The following is a 22,576-nucleotide window of genomic DNA, read 5'->3' as shown; positions in this document are numbered from 1 at the left end:
TGCAGCTCGTTCTCACTCGGGCCGTGGACCCATGACCCTGATCCTTGGGACGCGGCCTGGCATCCATGTTGCGATGCAAGATAAGCATCCGCAATTTGCTACACATGACTTCCGGCAATGTCGCCCCGACGCCCGGTCGGCTCACTATCGGCCATTCACCATCGTTCAGGGGATGTCATGCGTACTGTTCTCGTTTCGGCCATCGCGCTCGCGCTGTCCGGTGTATCGATGGCCGGTTTTGCCGCCGATCTTGCCACCACGCAGCTGCCGCGCGAAGTGCGGCCCAGTCATTACGACGTTTCCATCGTGCCGCATGCCGAAAAGCTCGGTTTCGACGGCAAGGTCAGCGTCGCGGTTGAGGTGCTGAAGCCCACCACGAGCATTACGTTGAATGCGATGGACATGACGTTCTCGTCCGTGTCGCTGACCCCGGCGGGCAAGATGGCGCTCGCCGCGCCGAAGGTGGCCGTGGACAAGGACGCCCAGACGGCGACCTTCACGTTCGCCAAGCCCCTGCCGGCTGGTACCTATACGCTGGCGATGGTTTATACCGGCAAGATCGGCACGCAGGCCAATGGTCTGTTCGCCATCGACTACGACACGAAGGACGGCAAGAAGCGCGCCCTTTACACGCAGTTCGAGAATTCCGATGCCCGCCGCTTCATTCCTTCGTGGGATGAGCCGGCATATAAGGCGACCTTCACGCTCGACGTGACGATTCCGACCGGCGAGATGGCGGTGAGCAACATGCCTGCCGCGACGACGGACAAGCTGGGCAACGGCACGACGCATGTCGTGTTCGTGCCGTCGCCGAAGATGTCGACCTACCTGCTGTTCTTCGGTACGGGCGAGTTCGATCGTGCGACCACCAGCGTCGACGGCACCGAAATCGGCGTCATCGCGCAGAAGGGCAAGGCGTCGCAGGCGAATTTCGCGCTGGAATCGTCCAAGGCCGTGCTGCAGGAATACAACAGCTATTTCGGCGTGAAGTATCCGCTGCCGAAGCTGGACAATATCGCTTCGCCCGGTAGCAGCCAGTTCTTCAGTGCCATGGAAAACTGGGGCGCGATCTTCACGTTCGAGTATGCATTGCTGCTCGATCCGACGATCTCCACCGCCGCCGACAAGCAAGGTGTCTTCAGCATCGCCGCGCATGAAATGGCGCACCAGTGGTTCGGCGATCTGGTCACGATGCGCTGGTGGGACGACCTGTGGTTGAACGAAGGTTTCGCTTCGTGGATGGCCGCACGCACCACCGAAAAGCTGCATCCGGAATGGAATGCGCAGCTGTCTGCCGTGGATGTGCGCGAAGGTGCGATGTCGCGCGACGCTATCGTCACCACGCATCCCATCGTGCAGCGCATCGATACGGTGGAGCAGGCGAGCCAGGCATTCGACACCATTACCTATTCGAAGGGCGAGGCGGTTATCCGCATGCTCGAAGGCTATGTCGGCGCGGACAAGTGGCGCGAAGGCGTGCAGCGTTATATCAAGGCGCACGCGTACGGCAACACGGTATCGGACGACCTGTGGAAGGAAATGGATGCCGTCGCCGGTCCGGGCGTCACGACGATCGCGCATGACTTCACGTTGCAGGCAGGCGTGCCGTTGATCAGCGTGGAAGCGGGTAAGTGCGAAGGCGGCAACACGGCTGTCACGCTGACCCAGGGTGAGTTCACCAAGGATCGTCCGGGCAAGGCCGCGCTGCGCTGGCACGTGCCGGTCATCGCGCAGACGATCGGTGGCAAGCCTGTTACGACGCTGGTCGATGGGAAGGCATCCGTTTCACTGCCGGGTTGCGGCCCGGTGCTGGTCAACGCGGGTCAGTCGGGTTACTACCGCACGCAGTACACGCAGCCGCAGTTCACCGCGTTGCGCGACGCTTACGCCAAGCTGCCCGCCATCGACCAGATGGGTCTGATCGGCGACGCGTGGGCGCTGGGCATGGCCGGACTCGAACCGACGACCAACTTCCTCGATCTGGCCAAGCAGGTCCCCGTCGATGCCGCACCGGAAATGTGGGGCACCGTCGCGGGCGATCTGCGCAGTCTGGATATGTATTACCTCGGCGACACCGCGCGTCAGGCCACCTTCCGCAAGTACGCCATTTCCCGCCTGCATCCGGTGTTCGAGCGGATCGGCTGGAAGGCGAAGGCCAGCGAGACGGCATCGGTGGCGATCCTGCGTTCGGAACTGATCGGCACGCTTGCCCAGTTCGGCGACAAGAGCGTTATCGACGAAGCGCGTCGCCGCTTCGCCGCGCAGGGGACCGATCCGTCGGCCGTACCGGCCGAGCTGCGCAAGATCATCACTGGCGTAGTCGCCAGTCGTGCGGATGCGGCCGCTTGGGACAAGCTGCATGCCGATGCGAAGGCCGAGAAGACACCGCTGATCAAGGATCAGTTGTACACGATGCTATCGATCGCCGAAGACGACGCACTGGCGAAGAAGGCGCTGGATCTTGCGCTGACCGACGAGCCGGGCGCGACGAACAGTGCGGGCATGATCCGCTCGGTGTCGCGCAATCATCCCGATATGGCGTTCGACTTCGCCGTGGCGCATAAGGCTCAGGTCGACAAGCTGGTCGATTCCACGTCCAGCAGCCGTTATTACCCGGGGCTTGGCGGTTCGTCGCTGGATCCGGCGATGATCGGCAAGATCGAAGCATTCGCCAAGGCGAATATCGCCGAAGGTTCGCGTCGCGATGCCGAGACGTCGATCGCGAACATCAAGTACCGGACCATGGTGGTGCGCGAGCGTCTGCCGTCCGTGGATGCATGGCTTAAAACGCAGAAGTAATCGAAGCGTGGCGCGTCCGGCAACGGACGCGCCACCGGTTGCAGGCAATCAGCGGGTAAGGCGAATCTCGAACAGGCGCGGCCAGCGCTTGCCGGTCACGAATAGCCGGTCGTGTGCCTCGTCGTAAGCGATGCCATTGAGGACATCGTTTACCGGATCGTTCACCTGTGTTGTACCCAGTAGTCCCTTGAGGTCGATCCAGCCCAGGACATGGCCGGTCTTCGGGTCGATCCGCGCAATGCGGTCTGTCTGCCAGATGTTGGCGTAGATTTCGCCCTTCACCCATTCCAGTTCGTTGACCTTCCAGACGGGCACGCCATTGGCGGTCACGTCGATGGTGCCTACGGCTTTGAGCGTCTCCGGATCGAGGATGCGTATCCTGGGCGTGCCGTCGCTCATATAGATATGAGTGGCATCGCGGGTCATGGCCCAGCCTTCGCCCGGATAGCTGAATCGCCCTGTCGGCGCGAATGTCGTCTTGTCCATGATGAATCCGACTCCCTCCCGCCACGACAGCTGGATCAGCTTCGGTCCCCACGCGATGATGCCTTCGCCGAAGTAACCCTTCGGGGTGGCGACACGCTGAAGGACTTCGCCCGATTCTAGGTCCACCTTGCGGACGGAGGACATGTTGGGTTCGCCGGTGCTCTCGTACAGATAGCCGTTGTCGTAGAACAGCCCTTCGGTAAACGCCTTTGGGTCATGCGGGTAGCTGTGGACCACCTTGTAGCCGTATACGGGCAGCCCGGAGCCAAGCGCAACGTCGGACTGCACGGTCAGCGCCGTGCCAAGGGCGACGGCTAGCCATTGAAACGCGGAAGTACGGTGCATCCGGACACCTGAGGTTTGGTTGCAGGAAAACACGACGTCGTCGGTTGGCAGAACCTACTGAGACGCTGGCGTCAATGCAAGCAGCCCAGGCGCTACGGTTTGCGCAAGCGTATCTCGTAAACGTTCGGCCAGTTTTTCCCCGTGACCAGTAGTGTGTCGTGTCCCTTGTCATAGGCAATGCCGTTCGGCACGCTGTCAGCGTCACTGGCGCCGACCAGGGACGTGAGCTGCGAGATGTCCACCCAGCCCTTCACCTTGCCGCTTTGGCCGTCGATCCACGCGATGCGATTGGTGGGCCACACATTGGCGAACAGGTCGCCATGCACCCATTCCAGCTCGTTCAGCCATTCGACCGGATGTTCGCCATCGGTCACGATCATCGCGTCTGTTTCGCGCATGCGCTCGTCGAAAAAACGGAGGCGTGGGCTGCCGTCGCTCATAATCAGGCGTGTGCCGTCGGACGTCATGCCCCAGCCGCCGCCGGGTAGCGACAGGGTCTCTATTTTCGCGAGCGATCCCGCGTCGTAGACGAAGACCGGCGAATCCTTGTAACTGACCTGATACAGCCGGCGATGGAGCAGGGCCATGCCTTCGCCGAAGGCGTCGGCGGGAATGGCGACAGACGAAATGGGCATGCCACTCGCCGGATCGATTTTCTTTACGGCCGACCGGCCGAGCAATCCGGTGGATTCGTAGAACACGCCATCGGCCAGAAAGAAGCCTTCGGTGAACGAACTGACGTCGTGGCGATAGCTGGCGACTACGTCGTAGTCGAGCAGAGGGGTCTGATATGGCGCGCGCTCGACCGTTGACTGGCATCCGGCAACGAAGGCAGCAAGTCCTATCGATAACCTGCGCACGCTATTAGTCTCCAGCAATGGCATGAGCTGCTACCGCTTTACCGTCGTTGACATACGTGACACTGGGATGCGTGCCAGGTCCGGCAACGACCGAATCAGCCACGCGCAGGCAGCTGCGTCCTTCCAGTGATGTATAGAATGCTGCCAGCGATGGAAAGACGCGATGGGCATCGGTAGTGATTTGACGACAGACCAGTAGGGAACACATAGCAGCCAGCAGGTGCATGCTGGGGCAGTCTTCTTCGAGGAACAGGAAGGAGCCGGCGGGATTGAGTTCGAGGAATCGCCAGCGGCCTTCGGTATCGATGACGAAATCCGACGCGCAGTAACCCAGCTTCAGTTCGCCCATCATGCGTAGCAGCGACGATGCGACATGGGCGGGCGGCTGGATCGGTTCCATACGAAGCTTGTCGCGATGGATCTGCCGGAAATCGATATCGCCCGGTTCGCGGTGGTGCATGGCCAGCGCATGGACGGTGTCGCCGATGACGACGACACGTACGTCGGCCACGATGGGAACGTACGGCTGATAGATGGCGGGAGACATCGCCAGTTCGGCGTCGCTGGCTTCCATTAGCCGGCGCGCGTCGACAGCCCGCGCGTATGCGGTCCATAGCTTGCCCTCGCTATTGTCCCGCCATGTATGCGGTTGGAAGGGTTTCACCACGACCTGCGGGTGCAGACGGAGGAAGTTTCGTATGCGTTCGGGAGAAGCGCTCATCAGCGTGGGTGGAACATCGAGACCGCAGCGCCGGGCGGCGTACAACTGCCACGATTTGTTCTCGGCTTCCAGCAGGCGCGAGTAAGGATTGATCGAATAGACGTTCTCGCTGCGATCCAGCCACCAGTGCAGGTTTTTCTCGTACTCCAGCGCTTCGACTTGCGCGTATCCGCGGTACATGTCGGGCACGTCGTCCATGCACTTCTGTCGACGGAAACGCCGGTTGAGCACACTGATGCGCCGGCTACCCCGTGTCACGTCGCGACGGAATGGCTCATTGTCGGGATCGTCGGGAAACAGAGCGATGTTCCCGAGCTGCGCATGTACCGGCAGGGCGGTATCGATCAGTTCGCAGGGAAAGCCGCCGGCGCGGATCGCCCAGCGGATCGCCTGTGCATGCAGGTCGTCCTGCGTGGAGAAAATCAGTGAATTCATTGTGCCTTCCATGGATGGATCGCGAGTGGGGACCGCGGCTTGCGCCGCGATCCCGGGGCATGGCCAGTGCCGCTTAGTCCATCGCGGTTTCGTACTGGGAGCCGGTTTCGCCGTGGTTCGTGCGGGCGATGGTCTGCATCCGCATGCCGCCGGCGACCTGTGCGGCCTCGTCGATCGTGATCTCGCGAGCCAGCGTGCGGATGATCGGGGCGACGTCGGTGTTCGGGTTCTTGTCGTTCATGTACATACTCCATTGATGGGATTGGCGAGGCGGACGCTCTCCCTTGCGCCGCGTTCGTCGTCGTGACCGCCGTCTATCGGCGGCCACGTATCCGCGCCTCCCTGCGCGGGTTGTTCGGTGTTTTCGCCAGTGCGAAGATCGATGATGCGATCGGCGCTTCGAAGCGTTTCGGGGCGGTGCGCGATGACGATGCGTGTCATCGCGGCGGAGCGGATGTGGGCGTTGACGCGTTGCTCGGTGGTCACGTCGAGGTGGCTGGTGGCTTCGTCGAGAAGAAGGATCGATGGCTGGCGATAAAGCGCTCGCGCAATCACCACGCGCTGCTTCTGTCCGCCGGAAAGCGACGAGCCCATATCGCCGGCCAGCGATTCGTAGCCCATCGGCATGGCGACGATGTCGTCGTGGATGGCGGCGGCGCGTGCGGCGGATTCGATGCGCTGCATCATCGCGTCGCCGCCTTCGTCGAAGAACGAGATGTTGTCGGCGATCGATCCGGCGAAGAGTTCGTCGTCCTGCAGGACGGCACCCAGGAGGCGCCGGTAGTTGTCCAGTCCGTAGTCGCGTATGTCCACGCCGCCGATCAGTACGGCACCTTCGGTCGGTTCGACGAGGCCGAGCAGCAGGCGTGCCAGCGTGCTCTTACCGCAGCCGGACGGTCCGGCGATGGCGACGGACTCGCCCGCCGCGACCGTGAAATTGAGATGGCGAAGTACCCAGGGTTCGTGCATGCCGTAGCGATAGCCAAGATCGCGTACGGTGATGTCGGTCGACGGCAGGGCCATGCCGCGCCGACCTTCGGTATGGGCTTCGGGTTCCGTGTGCGCGATGTCGGCGACGCGGCGCAGGTGGACGCCAAGCAATCGCAGTTCCACCAGTTTGTCGATCAGGCTGCCGGTTTTCGTCACCAGTTGGTCCGCGTAACCGGCGAAGGCCACCAGCATGCCGGCCGAAAGACGTCCGTTCATGACGAACCACGCACCAAACGCGAACAGGGCAAGGCGCTGCGCGCCGAACAGGCCCTGGGCCAGAGCACCGAAGGCGAGGTTAAGCCGCTGGATGCGCATGTCGCGCTCGCCGGCATCGTGCGTGACGTTCTCGAAACGGACACGTCGCCGGGTCGCCTGGTTCGCGAGTCGTATCGTCTGTGCGCCGCGGATCGATTCCATCAGCTCGGTCTGCTGACGGGCGGCATATACCAGCTGTTCTTCGCTGGCATGCCATAGCCTCCGCGAAAACAACCAGCGCAGTAGTCCGTAACCGCTGAGGACGGCAATCACAAGGCCGGTCATTGGCAGGCTGTAGAAACAGAGGACCGCCAGTGCGGTGACGCCGACCAGTCCATCGAGCAGCGCTTCGACGAACGCGCCGGTCAGTGTCGACTGCATCATGCGTAGCGACGTGAATCGGGAGAGGATGTCCGCTGTATGACGTCGTCCGAAATAGTCCAGTGGCAGCCGCAACAGATGCGAAAAGAGATTGACCGACCACTGGGCATTCAGCGTCGCACCCAGCCAGCTGAGCAGCCAGCCGCGAGCCACGGTGAGTGTGGATTGTGCAAGTAGCACGGCCAGGAATCCGGCGGTTATCGCCAGCAGGAAGCGCCGGTCGCCGGTGACCAGTGCGCGGTCGAGAACGATCTGTGTGAAGTATGGGAGTACCAAAGCAAGCGCTTCGATGGCGAAAGCGAGCCCCAGTACCTGGGTGACGCTGCCTGCCATACCGCGCAATCGACCGGTCACGGATCGCAGCGAGAGCCGCGGTTGTTCGTCCGCCGCGCGGAAATCGGGCGTCGGCGTTACTTCCAGAAGAATGCCGGTGAAGTGGGTACCGACGTCCTTCATGGTCATCCATCCGGCGCCGCGGGCGGGATCGTGGATGTGCATGCCACGTCTGCCGCGCGCGGTGAGTACGACGAAATGATTCAGGTCCCAGTGCAGCATGCACGGCAGCGGCGCATCCCTCAGATGCGCCAGTTCGGCTCGTAGCGGCCGGGCACGCAGCGCAAGGGTCGACAGCATGTCGATCAGCGCGGGCAGGGCGGCACCTTTCAGCGATGTGGGGAACCGGCGGCGCAAGGTGGCCAGATCGATACGGTGCCCATGCCATGCGGCAAGCATCGCGACGCATGCAAGGCCGCATTCGGCTGCTTCGGCCTGCATCACCAGCGGGACGCGCCGCGTGCCGGAGAATCGCATTACGGTCGCGCTCCGAACAGTACGTCGGCGAGGCGAACCCGCGACACCGCGATATCGGCAGTCACCGCCATGCCGAGCTTGAGCTCCGCATCGCCCGGCTCGAAGTCGATCAGCGTGCGGTAACCTGAAACATCCGACTGCATCGAAGGGAGTGCGGCGACATCGACGACGCGACCGCGTATGGCGATGCGGGCACGGGTCAGAGTGCTTTCGTAGCGTATGAGTGCGGACTGTCCGGCGCGTACCGCATCGGCGGCGCGTGTCGGTAGCCACACTTCGGCGGCGAGCCGGGTGCCTTCGGGAAGTACGGTGGCGAGCCGTTCGTCCACCGTGACCCGCTGGCCTGTGCGGGTCACGATATCGACGAGGGTGCCGTCGACGGGAGATCGCAACGTTTCGTCGCGATGCAGCTCCGCCTGCGCCAGTTCCTGCGTCGTCGCGGCAATCTTCTGGCCCAGTTCCGTGCCGAGCGTGCGTTCGCCGGCGCGGTTTTCGTCAATGGCGGCATTCAGTGCTTTTGCTTCGCGCGCAAGTTCGAGTTCGTGCTGGCGTAACTGTTTCGACCGTGTGGCATGTTCCAGTGCGACGTCCTTCTGCCGCAGCAGGTCGACATCGCTGACGAGGCCCTTGCGCGAAAGCGTAGACCATCGGCTATGCAGCCCATCGGCGAGTTGCGCCCGCTGACGGGTTAACGCGGTTTCTTCGCGAACTTCGGCGAGTTCGGCGTGGAGCAGGGCGAGTCGCCTGTCGATGCCATCGCGTTGTCGTTGCGCTTCGGTCGTCAGTGCGGCTTTCTGATTTCGCAGTACGTCGATGCGTTCGCGAAGACTGCGCGCGAGAGCGGCGAAGGTATCGCCGAATGCGGTGCTGGCGTGTTCGGCGGAGATGTCCACCAGCGCGTCGTTCTTCTGTACATGCGCTCCATTCGGGAAGCGAATGCGTGAAATAACGCCGCTGGCTGGCGCGGTAACGGCGACGACGCCACCCGACGCGACGAGTTTTCCTGTCGCATGCGCATGATTCGTATACATGCCGGTGAAGAGCAGGACGGCGAGTGCGGCGGGCAACAGGAACGCGACGGCGAGCAGATACCAGCCGAGGGCGGGCGGTCGCATGCGGACCGTTCCCATCCATTCCTTCGCGCGGGCAGTCCGCGCCTCCGTTCTAAACAGCGACATCCTTCGCTTCCATGTCCTTGGGCGGCGCGATTGATAGTTGGGGCGGAATTTTCGGTCAATAGGAAAATTTCTGTAACGATGTACTGATTGCGTTCTTGCGAGACAAATTCTATTGATTGGTAGTGGGTTATGTATTCGTAATTTATTTGGATGTCCAATTGGAAGGATGTTCGTTTCTTGTTGTATGTGTCGTGTTGTCTTGAGAGTCTTCGTAGAGTTCGTGCCGCTTTGGGGCGACGACCGATGGGTTCGCCGTGGGCCCCTGCCTGCGCAGGGGCGACGGTGAGGGTTAGGGAAACGTTTCTATAACCCTCACCGTCGTTCCTGCGCAGGTGTATGGACCGGAGAGATGGTTAACAGATGTGCCAGGACATGGTTTACACCTCGACCGCCAAGTTGTGGCGACTCGAGGCCCAGCCCATGCCCTGGAAGGAAACCTCATCCATGTCACTTCGTACTGAGCTTGTCGCGGTGGCCAAGCAGCCCGGTCAGTCGATCACTGAGCTGGCCCGCCGGTTCGGCGTCAGCCGAACCACCGCGTACAAATGGCTAGGCCGCGATCAGGCGCACGAGCCCCTGGCCGACCGCTCGCGGCGTCCCCATCGCACCCCAACGCGCACGGCTCAGTCGCTCGAAGAGCGCGTGGTCGCCCTGCGCCGACAGTTCCCCCACTGGGGTGGCCGCAAGCTGTTTGTGTTGCTTCAGCGCGAGGGCCTGGCGCCTCCGGCACCGAGCACGATCACCCACATCCTTCGGCGCCATGGCCTGCTGTGGTCGCCCACCGAGCCGGCCGTGCATCCCTGGCAGCGCTTCGAGCATGCCGAGCCGAACGACCTGTGGCAGATGGACTTCAAAGGCCCCCTCCGTGTCGGCCGCGGTCGGTGCGATCCGTTGACCGTGCTCGACGATCATTCCCGCTTTAACCTGATCCTGGGCCATAACGCCGACATGACCGGCGCCACCGTGCAGCACTGGCTCACCGAGGCCTTCCGCCGCTACGGCCTGCCGCGGCGCATGAACATGGATAACGGCACCCCGTGGGGCATGGGCAACGGCCTCTCCCGGCACTTGTCCACGCTCGGCGTATGGTTGGTCCGCCTTGGCATCCACCTGAGCTTCAGCCGTCCGTTTCATCCGCAAACCAACGGCAAGGACGAACGCTTCCATCGAAGCTTGGACATCGAGCTGCTGCGTGGCCGCCACTTCCTGAATCTGACCGAGGTGGAGCGGGCCTTCGCGCACTGGCGCGAGATTTACAACCACGTGCGCCCGCATCAGGCCATCGGCATGGTACCGCCGGTGACACGCTATCGCCTCAGCCCACGCCCCTTCCCCGAACGGCTCGATCAGATTACCGAGTACGGCCCCGACGACATCGTCATCGGGGTCGATCAACGCGGCCGGATCAAACTACTCACGCGGCCGCTCGTGGTCTCGACAGCGCTCAAAGGTCAGCTCATCGCCGCCCGGCCCCGGCCCGATCAGGACGGTGTGTATGACCTCTATTTTGCTCACCACTGGCTCGATGTCGTCGACCTGCGACGACCGCGATAAAGTGTCCACCATGTCCTGGCACATCTGTTAACCATGTCTCCGGTCCATACACGCAGGCAGGAATCCAGCGCGTGGTGCCGGATTTTCGCGGTGAGGCGATTCGGTCTTTCCCCCGCCCGAAGTCGGGAGCAATAGCCCCCTGGCCATCCGTTCTATTTACTCGCCACCCCATCCCGTCTTACCGTCCCCAAGGACAATCCGGAGGAGCGACGCTATGCGCTTTGGACCATGGTTCGTGCTGGCGACAGCCGCAGTAATGGCCGCTCCCGGGATGGCGCCCGATACCCCCCTATCTCCGCCCCGCGACGGGCGCCCGTCCGTCGGCCAGCGGTTGGCGCCGGCGTCGAAGGACATGGCTTTCTACGATACGGATCCCTGCCGCCATCACCGGCGTACCGGCGTCTGCCGGCTACTGCTGCCGGTTCGTGGTTAGGCCTCCCTTTTCCGACCGGCCAAGTGATGTAGGCTTACCTCCGAACTCGGGGGATACTCATGTGCTGGCGCCAAATTATCGGGACGGGGCTGCCTGCTCCGGCTTTCGCGGTGCGCGTCGCCATCATGGCCGTGAATACGGAAGGGCGGCCGGTACAACGCGTTTTACGCTGTCGCTGCTGCCCGATCCTCGCGGCATGAGCGACCGCGAGCACACCGGTTACTGATCCCCGATGAGACCCCTCGGTTTTCGCGCGCGCCTCGGCCTGTTCTTCGTCGCCACGCTGTTGATCGTGCAACTGCTGACGGCCGGGCTTGCGTCGGGTATTGCGCGGGCGCAACTGATAGCCGAGGGTGGGCGGCAGCTTACCGCCAACGCGGATGCCTTCGTTGCGCAGATGGACGACCTTTCGGCCAGCGTCGCCAACAGCGTGCAGGTCATGTCGCTGGACGATGGCCTGCGTTCCGCGATCGGCGCGCATGATCGCGAAACTATCCTTTCCGTGTTGCGCAATCACGGTCGCCGGGTGGATGCGTCGCGCATGCAATTGATCGGTATGGATGGCATCGTGCGGCAGGACACTGTCGGCGATGTCGCCCCGCAACCCTTTCTCTTTCCGGATTTGCTGAAAGACACCGATGACGGCCACGCCGCAGCCGTGGCTGTGGTGGATGGCAAGGCGTACTGGGTCGTGACGGTACCCATTCGTGCGCCGCGGCCCCTGGGGCGGGTAGCGGCCAGTATTCCCGTCGACGATGCGTTGCTCGATCACATGCAGCGATTATCCGCATTGCCACGCGACGTGGAACTGGTCACACGCGAAGATGGCGGCGAATGGACTGTGGTTGCGAGCGGGAGCAGCAGTGCGGGGATGGCTTCGCACTATCGCGGCAATATGCCGCTTCCCACGCAGCCCGCGCGCGTAACGATCGGCGACCATCAGTATCTCGAGCTTGCGCAGCCATTGCACACACCAAAGGGCAGCCCGGCGGTTTACGTGCTGATGGCGTATTCGCTGGACCATGCGTTGCGTCCTTATCGCGCCGTGTGGGGTGCATGGGCTGGCCTGCTTGCCCTGGCTCTGGGCGCCGGCCTGGTCGTGGCGTGGCTGGTGGCGCGTAGTGTCTCTCGCCCGGTCGAAGCGCTGGCCGAAGCTGCGCGGCGTATCGAAGAGGGCGATTATCGGCCGCCACCTCAGCTCAATCGTCGGGACGAGATCGGCCAGCTTGCGACGGCCTTCAGCACCATGAGCGACGCGGTGCGCGAGCGCGAGAAACACATTCGCTATCAGGCGCTGCACGATACGGTTACCGACCTGCCGAACCGCGCGGCGGCGGAAGACGAGATCGACGAAGAACTGAACCGGCATCCGGAAGTCGAGGGCGCGCTGCTGATGGTTGGCCTGACGCGGTTGCCCGATATCGTGAAAACGGTGGGCCACGCACTGGCGGATCGGCTGATGCGCGACGCGGGCAAGCGGATTCGCCAGGCGGCGGGGAATCATCTCGTGGGGCGGGCGACGGATACCCAGTTCGTTCTCTGGATGGGCCGGGCCGACCGCGCCACCGCCATCGGCCTTGCATTTCGCATTCTCGACGCACTGGGACACCCCTATACGGAGGCCGACGTCAGCATCGATATGGGACCGGCCATCGGGATCGCGCTATCGCCGGAACATGGCGTGCTGGCGGCATCGTTGCTGCGCCGGGCCGAGGTGGCCCAGTTCGCGGCCGTGGGTTCCACGCGCGGCGTGGATGTTTACGACCCGCATATCGATCCCCATCGACCCGAGCGGCTGTCCCTGATGAGCGAGCTGCGCGCCGCTATCGACACCGGTGGCCTGGAACTGCACTACCAGCCGAAGTTACGACTGGCCGACGGCCGCATCGATGCCGCCGAGGCGCTGATCCGCTGGCGGCATCCCACGCGCGGCGAGATTCCGCCGGAAGATTTCATCGGTGCAGCGGAGGAAACCGGCAATATCGGACGTCTTACGCGCTGGGTGCTGGCCACCGCTATCGCCCATGTGCACGCACTGGGCGAGCGCGGCCACGTGCTGAAAATATCGATCAATCTGTCGGCGCGCGACCTCGACGACACCGAGTTACCCGATCGCGTGGGCCAGCTTCTGCGCATGCATGGCGTGCCGGGCAGCGTCATCGCTCTGGAAGTAACCGAGAGTGCCGTTATCGGCGAGCCCGCCGCCGCGCTTCAAGTCCTGCGCCGGCTAGCCGATATGGGTATCGACATCGCCATCGACGATTTCGGCATTGGCCAGTCGTCGTTCGGTTATCTGCGTCACCTCCCCGTTCATGAGCTGAAGATCGACAAGATGTTCGTCCAGCAACTCGCCACCGACGAGACCGACCGCACCATCGTGCGTTCGTTGGTTGAGCTTGGCCATGGACTGGGCTACGAGGTGACGGCCGAAGGCGTGGAGGACGCGGATGCGCTCGACTTCCTCCGCGACATCGGCTGCGATCATGCCCAGGGCTTTTTCGTCGCGCGCGCCATGGATTTCGATGCACTGACCGAACTGTGCGACACCGAGGGGTCGCGTCTCGCGTGAACTATCCGTGGCGGCGATACCCAGGTGCGGCCGATGGCGTGTCTTATCTACTGAACCCCATCGCGGCAAGATGGCCGTGCTCAATCACTGTGTCCCGGCTGGCGTAAGATCGCATCACGGGACGCCAGTTCAGGAAGATCGACTCGGGAGATCGCGTGGAGCAGGAACACTGGGAGCGTAAGTACCATCTCGCGCTGGAGCGCATGGAACGCGACGAGCGCGATTTCCGCGTGCTGGAGGAAGGTCTGCGCCGGCTGGTGCTGCGGTTGGCGGCGCTTGCGCGAGGCCAGGGCGACGAAGCCGACCGCCTGCTCGACCGGCTTGGCGACGGCCTGCGTCAGGCGTCTTCGCCCGAGGCACTCGATCCGCTGCTGGACGAACTGGCCGATGCGGTAGCGCATCTGGACCGCTCCACCCGGTCTGTTCCCGACGATGCCCTCGACCATCCCGACCCACCGGGTGTGGAAGCACTGCGTCTGCTTTTGCAGCGCGTCGTATTGCTTCCTGCGCTTACCGAACGTGGCGACCGGTTGCGCGCCGCGCTCGCGGAGGTTCGCGATGCGCAGGGTACCGCGGTACTGGCGGGCCAGCTGGCGGACCTGGTCAATCATCAGCGCGAAGCGTTACGCACGGATATCGTCAAATTGCAGGACCTGCTCGGTGAGGTCAGCGGGCGGCTGGGCGAAATGACACGTTATCTGGATGGCGAGCTGGAAGGCCGGAACACGGGTGCCGTCGAGGGCAGGGGGCTGGATTCGAGCGTGCGCGAGGAAATCCGCCTGCTGGGCGAGCATACGCGCGACGCGGTCGACCTGGGTACCTTGCAGCGGCAGGTGGAGTCGAGGCTGGAAATGATCGACCGGCACTTCAAGGCCTATCGCAGTCGCGAGGATGCCCGTCTGGCGGCGTATCGCGACCGGGCCGAACGGATGCGAGACCGTGTCGAGGAACTGGAAACCCAGGCCACGACGCTGCAGGATTCGTTGCGCCGCGAGCACGAACTGGCGCTTACCGATCCCCTGACCGGCTTGCCCAATCGCCTTGCCTACGAACGCCATATTGCGCAAAGCGAGCAGGCATTGCGCGATGTGGGCACGCCGTTCTGCGTCGGTGCATTCGATATCGATCACTTCAAGACGATCAACGACAGCTTCGGTCATGCGGCGGGCGATGCGGTGCTGCGCATCGTGGGACAGGCGCTGACCGGTCGCGCGACGCCGCGCGATGTTTTCGTCGCGCGTTATGGCGGCGAGGAATTCGTGGCGATCTTCGACGCGGTCGATCAGGACGACGCCATGCGCATCGCGGAAGATCTGTGCCGGATTGTCGAAGGACTGGCGTTCCATGCCAAGTCGCGGCCGGTGAAGGTCACGATGTCCGGCGGCGTGGCTCGCTTCGACGCGACCGATACCGTGGAGTCGGTTTTCGAACGGGCGGATCGCGCGCTGTATACGGCGAAGCGAGCGGGAAGGAATCGCTGCGTGGCATTGTGAGAATGCCCACGGCTGCCCGGAATCATCGAACACGCAGGTCGGACGTAAGAAGGAGAGGTCTGGCCTCCCTCACTGTCGCTCCTGCGCAGGCAGGAACCCAGTGCGGTGCATGGGGTTGTCGCGATCACGCACGATCAGCTCTTCGCGATGACGCACATCGGAACGCACGGCACAGAGCCTGCCGCCACCCTCGTCGCGCAATCACTGCCTCGCCCTTCGGATGTCACACACGCTCCTACCGGTCGCGACGAGGGCAGCGGCAGGCTCTTCCGGATAGTGGCGCGTTTTGGGGGGAAGAGCGGCCGTCTTGCGCACTCAATAATTCGCACGCGTTTTCCGATTAAGTCGAAAGCATCCATGCTCCCTCATCGTCGTTCCGGCGCACGCCGGAACCCGCGGCGAGGCGGTCGGTGATGGCGAGGTTTTCAAGCGGAAACCTCAGCGCCCGGGCTTGCCCTGCGTGGTCGCTGCGGACCCCGGCGTACGCCGGGGTGACGGTGAGGGGGATGACGCCCAGAGGCGACGGTGAGATCTTCGACTCTTTATCGCCCGGGTCAGGCGGCTTGGGCCTGAGTGTCGGCGACATGACCTTTCTCGCGCCAGATAGCCACGACAAACTCCGCCGCCTCGTCGACCAACCGACGCACCGACGATAACGCCTGCGACATCGCCATCGCATCGAAATCGTCATGGGCCGAAAGCGCGAGCAGGCTCAGCATTGATGTTGACGCGGTCAATCGCATCTGCGCGGCTTCGTGCAACTCATCCACGGAAAGGGCGAGATCGCCGCGGCAAACCGGGCACGAAGAAATAAGGGAAGGGCGGGCTGGGGACATACACGGCTCCATGTGACCGATGAGCCGCCACCCGCGCATGGCGTGGGGTGGCGGACGTGTCGGGGTCGAAAACCGGTTAACGTAATCAAACCCGGCCAGACCAAGGTCTGCCCGACACGCCCGCCATAAAAGCTAAGGGTGAGCGCAGGGGCATATGCCTCCTGCGCGATTACGTTAAAGCGGGTTTCGACACCCGGCCATCGAAAGAGTCGACAGCCCGGCAAGCATCGCAATCCCTCACCCACGCATCCATCCGATTATTCCGAAAAATGCGTGCGATTTATTGAGAGCGAAAAACTGCCGCTCTTCGCCACAACGCCCCCCAACCGTCCGGAAGAGCCTGCCGCCACCCTCGTCGCGACCGGTAGGAGCGCGCGTGAATCTGGAAGGACGAGGCAGTGATTGCGCGACGTGGGCGCGACGAGGGTGGCGGCAGGCTCTGTGCCGGGCGTTCCGATGTATGTCACCGAGAAGAGCTGATCGTGCGTCATCGCGACAACCCCATGCACCGCACTGGGTCCGAAGCCTGCGCAGGGACGACTGAGGTGCGCACCGGGCGCGGGCGTGCCGTGTCGGCAAAGGAACGCTGTCGTCGCCGGTCGAGCGTGCGGCGTACTCACCGCCAAAGTCGCCCGCAGGATGCGCGCTCGGTCGGTTAGTGAAATAATGTCCTAGGAAGCTATCTTGGGGTCGGTCGTGTGGACTACACATAGCTAAGTGTCGGGTCGATCGGGTAACGGAGCCGTCTATGCCATTCACCATTCTTGCCCTGTCGGGCGGTGGGTACCTGGGTCTGCACGAAGCGGTGTTGTTACGGGAGCTCGAACGGACCCTGCATCGTCCGATCGGCGAGGCATTCGATCTGATCTGCGGTTCGTCCATCGGGGCTGTAGCGGCGATGGCGTTGGCTGCCGGTGCGCCGGCACGCGATATCGAAGCGGCCTTTCTGACGCATGGAGCGCAAATATTCCCGGGTCACCGTTGGCGTTCCGTTCGCCCGCTGGCCTATCTTTCCAGCATTCGTTACATGTTCCATTCGCGCTATCGCGGCGACGCGATAGGGGCGACCGTCGACGCGATACTTGGCGAGAGGCGCACGCTTAAGGACGCCAGGACGCGTCTGGTGATTCCCGTCATCAACGCGTCCGTCGGCCGGCTGGAAATGATCAAGACGCCGCATACCACGCGGAACTGGTATTACTCGGATCTGTCCATGTCCGACATCGCGACGGCGGCAACGGCGGCGCCCACGTATTTCCCCCTGGCCAATCTGCGTGACCAGCTCTACGTGGACGCAGGTATCTTCGCCAACTCGCCAGGTATGTTCGGCATGCACGAGGCGTCGCACTACTGCAAAGTGCCGACGGCGGATATCCATATGCTCAGCCTGGGAACGAATGTCGCCAGTCCACGCCATCTGACGCGCGAGCGTCGCAATCTCGGTGCACTGGGCTGGCTTAAGAACGGGCGCCTGTATACGACGATGTCGTCCGCCCAGCGCGAACTGACCGACAGCATTCTTCGCCATATCCTCGACGAACGTTATCACCGGATCGAGGGCACGCCGGACACCACCGGCGATTCGTTGCTGCAGTTCGACAACGCATCCATTGCCGCGTCGAAGCGGCTCACGGAACTTGCCGAGCATGCATGGAAGGAGGCTTATGCGCGTCCTTCCACTCATGCATTTATCGACATGTTGCGCACCCATGAAGTCGACAGCAGCTGGCGCGCCGTCACGCCCATGGCGGAATCGGTGGATACGCCGGTCATCGATCCGGGCTGATGTCGCGGATCGGACGGTTTTCGCGCCGTGCCGCCGGCTAGAGGTCGTCGGCTAGTGCCGCCAGGATGTCGCCATGCGAGCCTGGGTCGATAATTTCGGCTTTCATCTATAGCCCGAATAGCGCTGCCATGACCGTCGTGTTGCTAGACTTCACCCTTCGCTATCGCCGGAAAGACAACGGATGCGTCGGATGCTTGCGTGCCTTCTGCTCCTGATCAGCCCATTCGCTATCGCCGACCCGGGCTACGAGTTCACGGTCACGCTGGGACCTCATCCTGTAGGTTTCAAGGTCGTACACCAATACGACATGGCGCGAAGCTATCGGCGCGGTAACGACGCGGTGACTGGCGAGAAGGTGGGAAGCGAAACGGCTCGTCCATTGCAAACGCTGATCTGGTATCCGGCAACGGTAGCGGGTGCCGCGATGACCTACGGGGACTATCTCGACCTTGCGGGAAGCGAGGACCGTTTCGACCTGGACGAGGCGGACAGTAAGCGCATGGCGCGTTCCGCCTTGCGGGTATACGCCGTGCTAGGCACCAGTGACACGGATATGATGCGTATCCGCAACCAGCCGGTACGTGCCTCGCGAAATGCACTAGCGGCCGCCGGTAAGTTTCCGGTCGTCGTCTATGCGCCGAGCGACAGTGCTTCGGCGTTCGAGAACGACAGTCTTTGTGAGTATCTGGCCAGTTACGGATATATCGTGATTGCCAGCCCTTCACTGGGAGCGCACGCGCGATATATGACCGACGGGCGCGTTGCCGATGACCTGGAAAGCACACGTGCCCAGGCAGCGGATATCGGTTTTCTGATCGGCTACGCACACAGGCTGCCCGAGGCCGATACGGCACGGGTCGCCGTGGTGGCTTACAGTTGGGGCGGTATGGCCAGCACGTTCGCCGCAGCAAGCGACAGCCGGATACGCGCCCTGGTCGATCTCGACGGATCGGTACGCTACTTCCCGAAGTTGCTGGATGCGGCACCGGACGTTACTCCGGATCGCATCGATGTGCCGCTGCTCTATTTTGCCGATCGCGAAGATCCTATCGAGACGAGACGGAACTCGGCACCCCGAAGTTTCATTGCCCGCATCCACCATGCGGATGTCACCGAGATAGGGCTGCTCAAGCTTTTTCATCAGGACCTGGCAAGCGAGAATCTTCGTCTGGGCAGCATGGCCGAACATGCGGGTGTATCGGACAACGAACGAAATCGGAGTTATGAGTGGATCGCGCGTTATGTTCGTGCATTCCTCGACGAGAAACTTAAGGGCGATCCCGATGCGCAGGTTTTCATGGCTGCATCACCCGCCATCAATCATGTGCCGGCCGGATTGATGATTATTCAGCACCGGTTCGCGTCGGGCCCACCCGCATCCGTTGCGTCGTTCGCGGCTGCCTTGGCCGTCGATGGTTACGGCAATGCCGTGAAAACATACGATGCTTATCGCGCGATCCATCCGCAATTCAATCTTTCCGAAGGCATTCTGGACGCATGGCTGTCGCCGCTTATGGATGCCGGAAAACCACAAGCCGGGCTCGCGCTCGCTCGTCTTTGGGTTCACCTTTATCCACGTAGTAGCGATGCCTGGACGCAACTGGCTTCGGTCTATGAAATTATCGGGTCACCTTCGCTTGCACTTGACGGTTACCGGCATGCGTTGAGGCTCGATCCGCACGACAAGATGGCTGCGCGAAGGGCCAAGGTACTGACGGTCCAGCGCGGACGCGGGACGTCGGAAATCCTCAAGCCTGGAGCGAGCACGTGAATTCGAGCCGATTGGCAAATCTGGCGTTGTTCCTCGTGACGATCGGGTGGCTATTCGCCATCTATGGAGTCCTGTCCCAGGTCGGCGATCCCGCCCCGGATACCCCTATTGCCCAGATCGTGGCCACCCGTCATCGATCTGTTGCGGTCCTGGTCGTTGGCGCTATATGCCTACTGAGCTCCCTGTGGCTTTCCGGACGTGTTTTCCCGGAGGCGAAAGTGCGTTCCATCGTGTCGACCGTAGCCGTCGTAGGGCCGATCGTCGCATTCATGGTTGTCCTGTATTAAGGCTTTTGACGCTTAAGACCGTGGAAGAAAAGCCCTGGGCCAGAATGTTGCCTACGTTCGCAATCTGAATGGTTGTCTCGTGGAGCTGTGCCCGCCCATAGGTGCACGGTCGCTTTGACGTTATAAATGACGCCTTACGTCAAGGAGAAACCATGTGGCCGTTTAAAGGTAAGGCTCCAGAAGAAGAGCCGCTGCTTCGTGTACTGATACGTGAAAACGAAGTCTGTGCGATCCGGGCCCACGAAGTGCCGGGAGAGAAGTTGCCCCTGGTCGAACTCCGGAACCGGAATGACATGCTTCGGTTCGTCGACAGCCAGGGGAATGTCCGTGCGTTCGATATGTCGTCCGCCTTCGACGAGGGGGCTCGCTTCTTCCATATGTCGGTTCGGGTTGGACCGTCCTTCGGTGTCCAGCCAGACGGCATCCTTACGCGGCAACGAAACGACGATCCGCAGGAGGCCTTCAGGAACGGCGCCAAAGGTCTTCGGTTCCAGCCGTTTCTTCTCCCGGAATCTTCAGGCTTTCCCGGCGATGCGGGGGGGCGTGGCCTGTTTTATCGTGGGCTGCATTTCTCCGGCAACGTGACTCCCGGGAATGTTTCGTCGATGTGTGTCTGCGACGGTTGCAGGCAGAGCTTTCGCCTGCAATCGTTCCACGCGGGATTCGGCAACCTCGTTTACTTTTATTGCTCCGGTGGTCCGCATACGTTGACCGCCAGCAGCAACGAAGAAGGTGCGCCGCCAGTGCTTGGTCACGCCGACCCGGATTCGGTCGCTCGTTTCGAGAGTCATCTGCCGGACTGTTCCGAGTGCGGCGGTGTCTTCCGATATATGAATCCGCTGGTTTGCCCTCACTGCGCGCAGCCGTTCATCGATTTTCCCGCGCACCCCGACGATCGGGGGCGCGAGTACTACGGCAACTATATTTATGGCGAGTCGGTTCAGCGCTATGCCTCACCCGAGAAAGGTGAGGCAGTTACGCAAACGGATGCCTGAGTAACGGATACGTTCTACCCGAAGGAGAGGCCGGCGATCTTTCCGTCGTCATCCATTCCTATGCCGAACTTGAGCATGCTGCCCGGCCCGAACTGGATGACGTAGTCGAACCACTGGCGGCCGGGCGTGGTACGCCGGCCCTTGAAGGTGAAAGCGGTCGGCTTGCCATAGGGCGCATAGGTTTCGGCCAGACGCTTCGCAAGACCCTCTTTCATTTTAGCGTCGAGCTTCGCGCCGAGCGACGCGGTGTCTTCGGTTCCCGACTGAAGTTGCGCGTAGAACGCCTTTGCGCGTGCCGTCACGGCGGCATCTTCGCCGGCGGCCGGCCGAAGCGCCTCGGCCGCGATGTCGGGAAACAGGTCGTTGAAGATCGCCGTGGTGAGCATCTCGCCGGGCTCGGGATTTTCCCGGTGATTGGTGAGCGCGACGATGCGCACCTGCTGTTTCGGAAAGTACTCGTTCGCTGTCGTGAATCCGGCCGATCCGCCGGTGTGTCCGATGCGCGGCTGGTCTTCCACGGAATCGACGAACAGGCCGAAGCCGTATTCGGCATCGCCATGCTGGGAGGTCATCACCGAGGTGCTCATCAGTGCGTAGCTTTTCGGTGAAACGACTTTGCCGCTGGTCAATGCTTCGTTCCACTTTTCCAGGTCGCCAATGGTGGAGACGATGCATCCGGCCGACGATGCATACGATTCGCTCCATGGCGTCGCAGGCTCGACCTTGTCGCCGACAGTGCGATATCCCCGCGCCATCTCCGGCAGGCGACTTTCGTCGGCCACCGTAAAGGTCTGTTTCATGCCGATGGGGCCGAACATATGCGTCTGGATGTAGCGGCGGTACGGCTCGTGCGACGTGACCTCGATGACGCGTCCCAGCAGGATGTAACCGGTGTTGTTGTAAGACCACTGGCTGCCGGGCGTGAAAACGAGCGGCTTGCCCGCGATGCGCGCCATGAGCTGCGCGAACGTAGCGGGCTTTGTCGCTTCCTCGTCGATGTCCGGTCCGTCCAGATACTCGGGAAGGCCGCTGGTATGCGACAACATTTGCCGCAGCGTGACCTCGGCGGCATGCGGCGCGTCCGGTAAGTACCTGGACAAGTGGTCGTCGATGTCGAGCTTGCCCGCTTCCTGTAATTGAAGAATCGCCGCGGCGGTGAACTGTTTGGTGATCGAGCCGATTTCGAATGGCGTGTCCATGCGTGCCGCAAGATGTCGATCGCGATCGCGCAGGCCAAACGCTTTTCCATAAACGGCGGACCCGTTCGCCACGATCAGGATGGTCGCCCCCGGGGTGTGGGTGCGATCGAGCACGGTTTGGACATCCGCGTCGATGCGACGGGCGAGCTGCGGGTCCATGGGGCGATCGGCTGCCATGGCCAGCGAAACGGAGAGCAGGGGCAGGACGAGGGCGCTACGCAACGGATGGTATCCCCGAAGGGCCGATCGGCTTGCGGACATTGACATTGTGGTCTTCCTGTTGAATTAGCGGGAGCCGTCAAGCAAGGATCGATCCATGGCGTGGCGAGCCTTCCGACGCGACTCCGGCGGCTACGGCTATCGAGGCGAGTGTCCGCGGACAGTATTCATCGG

Annotated in this window: 16 protein-coding genes; 8 read left to right on the top strand and 8 right to left on the bottom strand. The window is 62.4% G+C overall.

The features are described from left to right. Window positions 1-177 precede the first annotated feature (177 nt). A complete protein-coding gene (locus tag AC3IR3_RS17410; protein WP_489193981.1) occupies window positions 178-2,799 on the top strand; it encodes a M1 family metallopeptidase in 2,622 nt (873 codons plus the stop codon). A gap of 48 nt (window positions 2,800-2,847) precedes the next feature. On the opposite strand, the gene AC3IR3_RS17405 is transcribed toward AC3IR3_RS17410, so the two are convergent. The 6 genes from AC3IR3_RS17405 to AC3IR3_RS17380 form a co-directional block, all read right to left on the bottom strand. Next, the gene (locus tag AC3IR3_RS17405; RefSeq protein WP_489193980.1) at window positions 2,848-3,630 is read right to left on the bottom strand and encodes a glutaminyl-peptide cyclotransferase; all 783 of its coding nucleotides are present in this window, start codon (window positions 3,628-3,630) and stop codon (window positions 2,848-2,850) included. Window positions 3,631-3,722: 92 nt separating this feature from the next. After that, on the bottom strand, window positions 3,723-4,490 hold the full coding sequence (locus AC3IR3_RS17400; RefSeq protein ID WP_489193978.1) for a glutaminyl-peptide cyclotransferase: 768 nt from the start codon (window positions 4,488-4,490) through the stop codon (window positions 3,723-3,725). A gap of 4 nt (window positions 4,491-4,494) precedes the next feature. Continuing rightward, window positions 4,495-5,646, bottom strand: a complete 1,152-nt coding sequence (locus AC3IR3_RS17395) for an MvdC/MvdD family ATP grasp protein (RefSeq protein ID WP_489193977.1) — start codon at window positions 5,644-5,646, stop codon at window positions 4,495-4,497. 73 nt (window positions 5,647-5,719) lie between these two features. Then, window positions 5,720-5,887 carry a hypothetical protein gene (locus tag AC3IR3_RS17390; protein WP_489193975.1) on the bottom strand — a complete coding sequence of 56 codons (168 nt, stop codon included), beginning with the start codon at window positions 5,885-5,887 and terminating at the stop codon, window positions 5,720-5,722. Further along, the gene (locus AC3IR3_RS17385) at window positions 5,884-8,082 is read right to left on the bottom strand and encodes a peptidase domain-containing ABC transporter (protein WP_489193974.1); all 2,199 of its coding nucleotides are present in this window, start codon (window positions 8,080-8,082) and stop codon (window positions 5,884-5,886) included. Before AC3IR3_RS17385 ends, AC3IR3_RS17390 begins: the two co-directional genes overlap by 4 nt. After that, window positions 8,082-9,197: an HlyD family secretion protein gene (locus AC3IR3_RS17380; RefSeq protein WP_489193973.1), complete on the bottom strand. Its 1,116-nt coding sequence runs from the start codon at window positions 9,195-9,197 to the stop codon at window positions 8,082-8,084. Before AC3IR3_RS17380 ends, AC3IR3_RS17385 begins: the two co-directional genes overlap by 1 nt. Before the next feature lie 483 nt (window positions 9,198-9,680). On the opposite strand from AC3IR3_RS17380, the gene AC3IR3_RS17375 reads away from it, so the two are divergent. From AC3IR3_RS17375 to AC3IR3_RS17365, 3 genes are all read left to right on the top strand, one after another. After that, the gene (locus AC3IR3_RS17375) at window positions 9,681-10,814 is read left to right on the top strand and encodes an IS481 family transposase (RefSeq protein WP_489193971.1); all 1,134 of its coding nucleotides are present in this window, start codon (window positions 9,681-9,683) and stop codon (window positions 10,812-10,814) included. A 665-nt stretch (window positions 10,815-11,479) separates the two neighbouring features. Beyond that, window positions 11,480-13,816: a putative bifunctional diguanylate cyclase/phosphodiesterase gene (locus AC3IR3_RS17370; protein ID WP_489193970.1), complete on the top strand. Its 2,337-nt coding sequence runs from the start codon at window positions 11,480-11,482 to the stop codon at window positions 13,814-13,816. A gap of 155 nt (window positions 13,817-13,971) precedes the next feature. Next, window positions 13,972-15,309, top strand: a complete 1,338-nt coding sequence (locus AC3IR3_RS17365; RefSeq protein WP_489193968.1) for a GGDEF domain-containing protein — start codon at window positions 13,972-13,974, stop codon at window positions 15,307-15,309. 554 nt (window positions 15,310-15,863) lie between these two features. Here AC3IR3_RS17365 and AC3IR3_RS17360 read toward each other — a convergent pair. Next, the gene (locus AC3IR3_RS17360; RefSeq protein ID WP_489193967.1) at window positions 15,864-16,145 is read right to left on the bottom strand and encodes a hypothetical protein; all 282 of its coding nucleotides are present in this window, start codon (window positions 16,143-16,145) and stop codon (window positions 15,864-15,866) included. A gap of 748 nt (window positions 16,146-16,893) precedes the next feature. Here AC3IR3_RS17360 and AC3IR3_RS17355 point away from each other — a divergent pair. The 4 genes from AC3IR3_RS17355 to AC3IR3_RS17340 all read left to right on the top strand — a co-directional run bounded on the left by AC3IR3_RS17355 (window position 16,894) and on the right by AC3IR3_RS17340 (window position 20,984). Continuing rightward, complete coding sequence (locus tag AC3IR3_RS17355; RefSeq protein ID WP_489193965.1) at window positions 16,894-17,931, top strand: CBASS cGAMP-activated phospholipase; 1,038 nt, start codon at window positions 16,894-16,896, stop codon at window positions 17,929-17,931. 190 nt (window positions 17,932-18,121) lie between these two features. After that, a complete protein-coding gene (locus AC3IR3_RS17350) occupies window positions 18,122-19,702 on the top strand; it encodes a dienelactone hydrolase family protein (RefSeq protein ID WP_489193963.1) in 1,581 nt (526 codons plus the stop codon). Beyond that, window positions 19,699-19,989, top strand: coding sequence for a hypothetical protein (locus tag AC3IR3_RS17345; RefSeq protein WP_489193961.1), 291 nt, complete (start codon window positions 19,699-19,701; stop codon window positions 19,987-19,989). Before AC3IR3_RS17350 ends, AC3IR3_RS17345 begins: the two co-directional genes overlap by 4 nt. A gap of 101 nt (window positions 19,990-20,090) precedes the next feature. Further along, window positions 20,091-20,984, top strand: coding sequence for a hypothetical protein (locus tag AC3IR3_RS17340; protein WP_489193959.1), 894 nt, complete (start codon window positions 20,091-20,093; stop codon window positions 20,982-20,984). Between the two features lie 14 nt (window positions 20,985-20,998). Here the strand turns inward: AC3IR3_RS17340 and AC3IR3_RS17335 are convergent, their stop codons facing one another. Then, on the bottom strand, window positions 20,999-22,450 hold the full coding sequence (locus AC3IR3_RS17335; RefSeq protein WP_489193957.1) for a serine hydrolase domain-containing protein: 1,452 nt from the start codon (window positions 22,448-22,450) through the stop codon (window positions 20,999-21,001). Window positions 22,451-22,576: the final 126 nt, after the last annotated feature.

The organism is Luteibacter sp. GL_149 (assembly GCF_057834065.1).
This window is presented reverse-complemented; position numbering and strand designations above follow the sequence as displayed.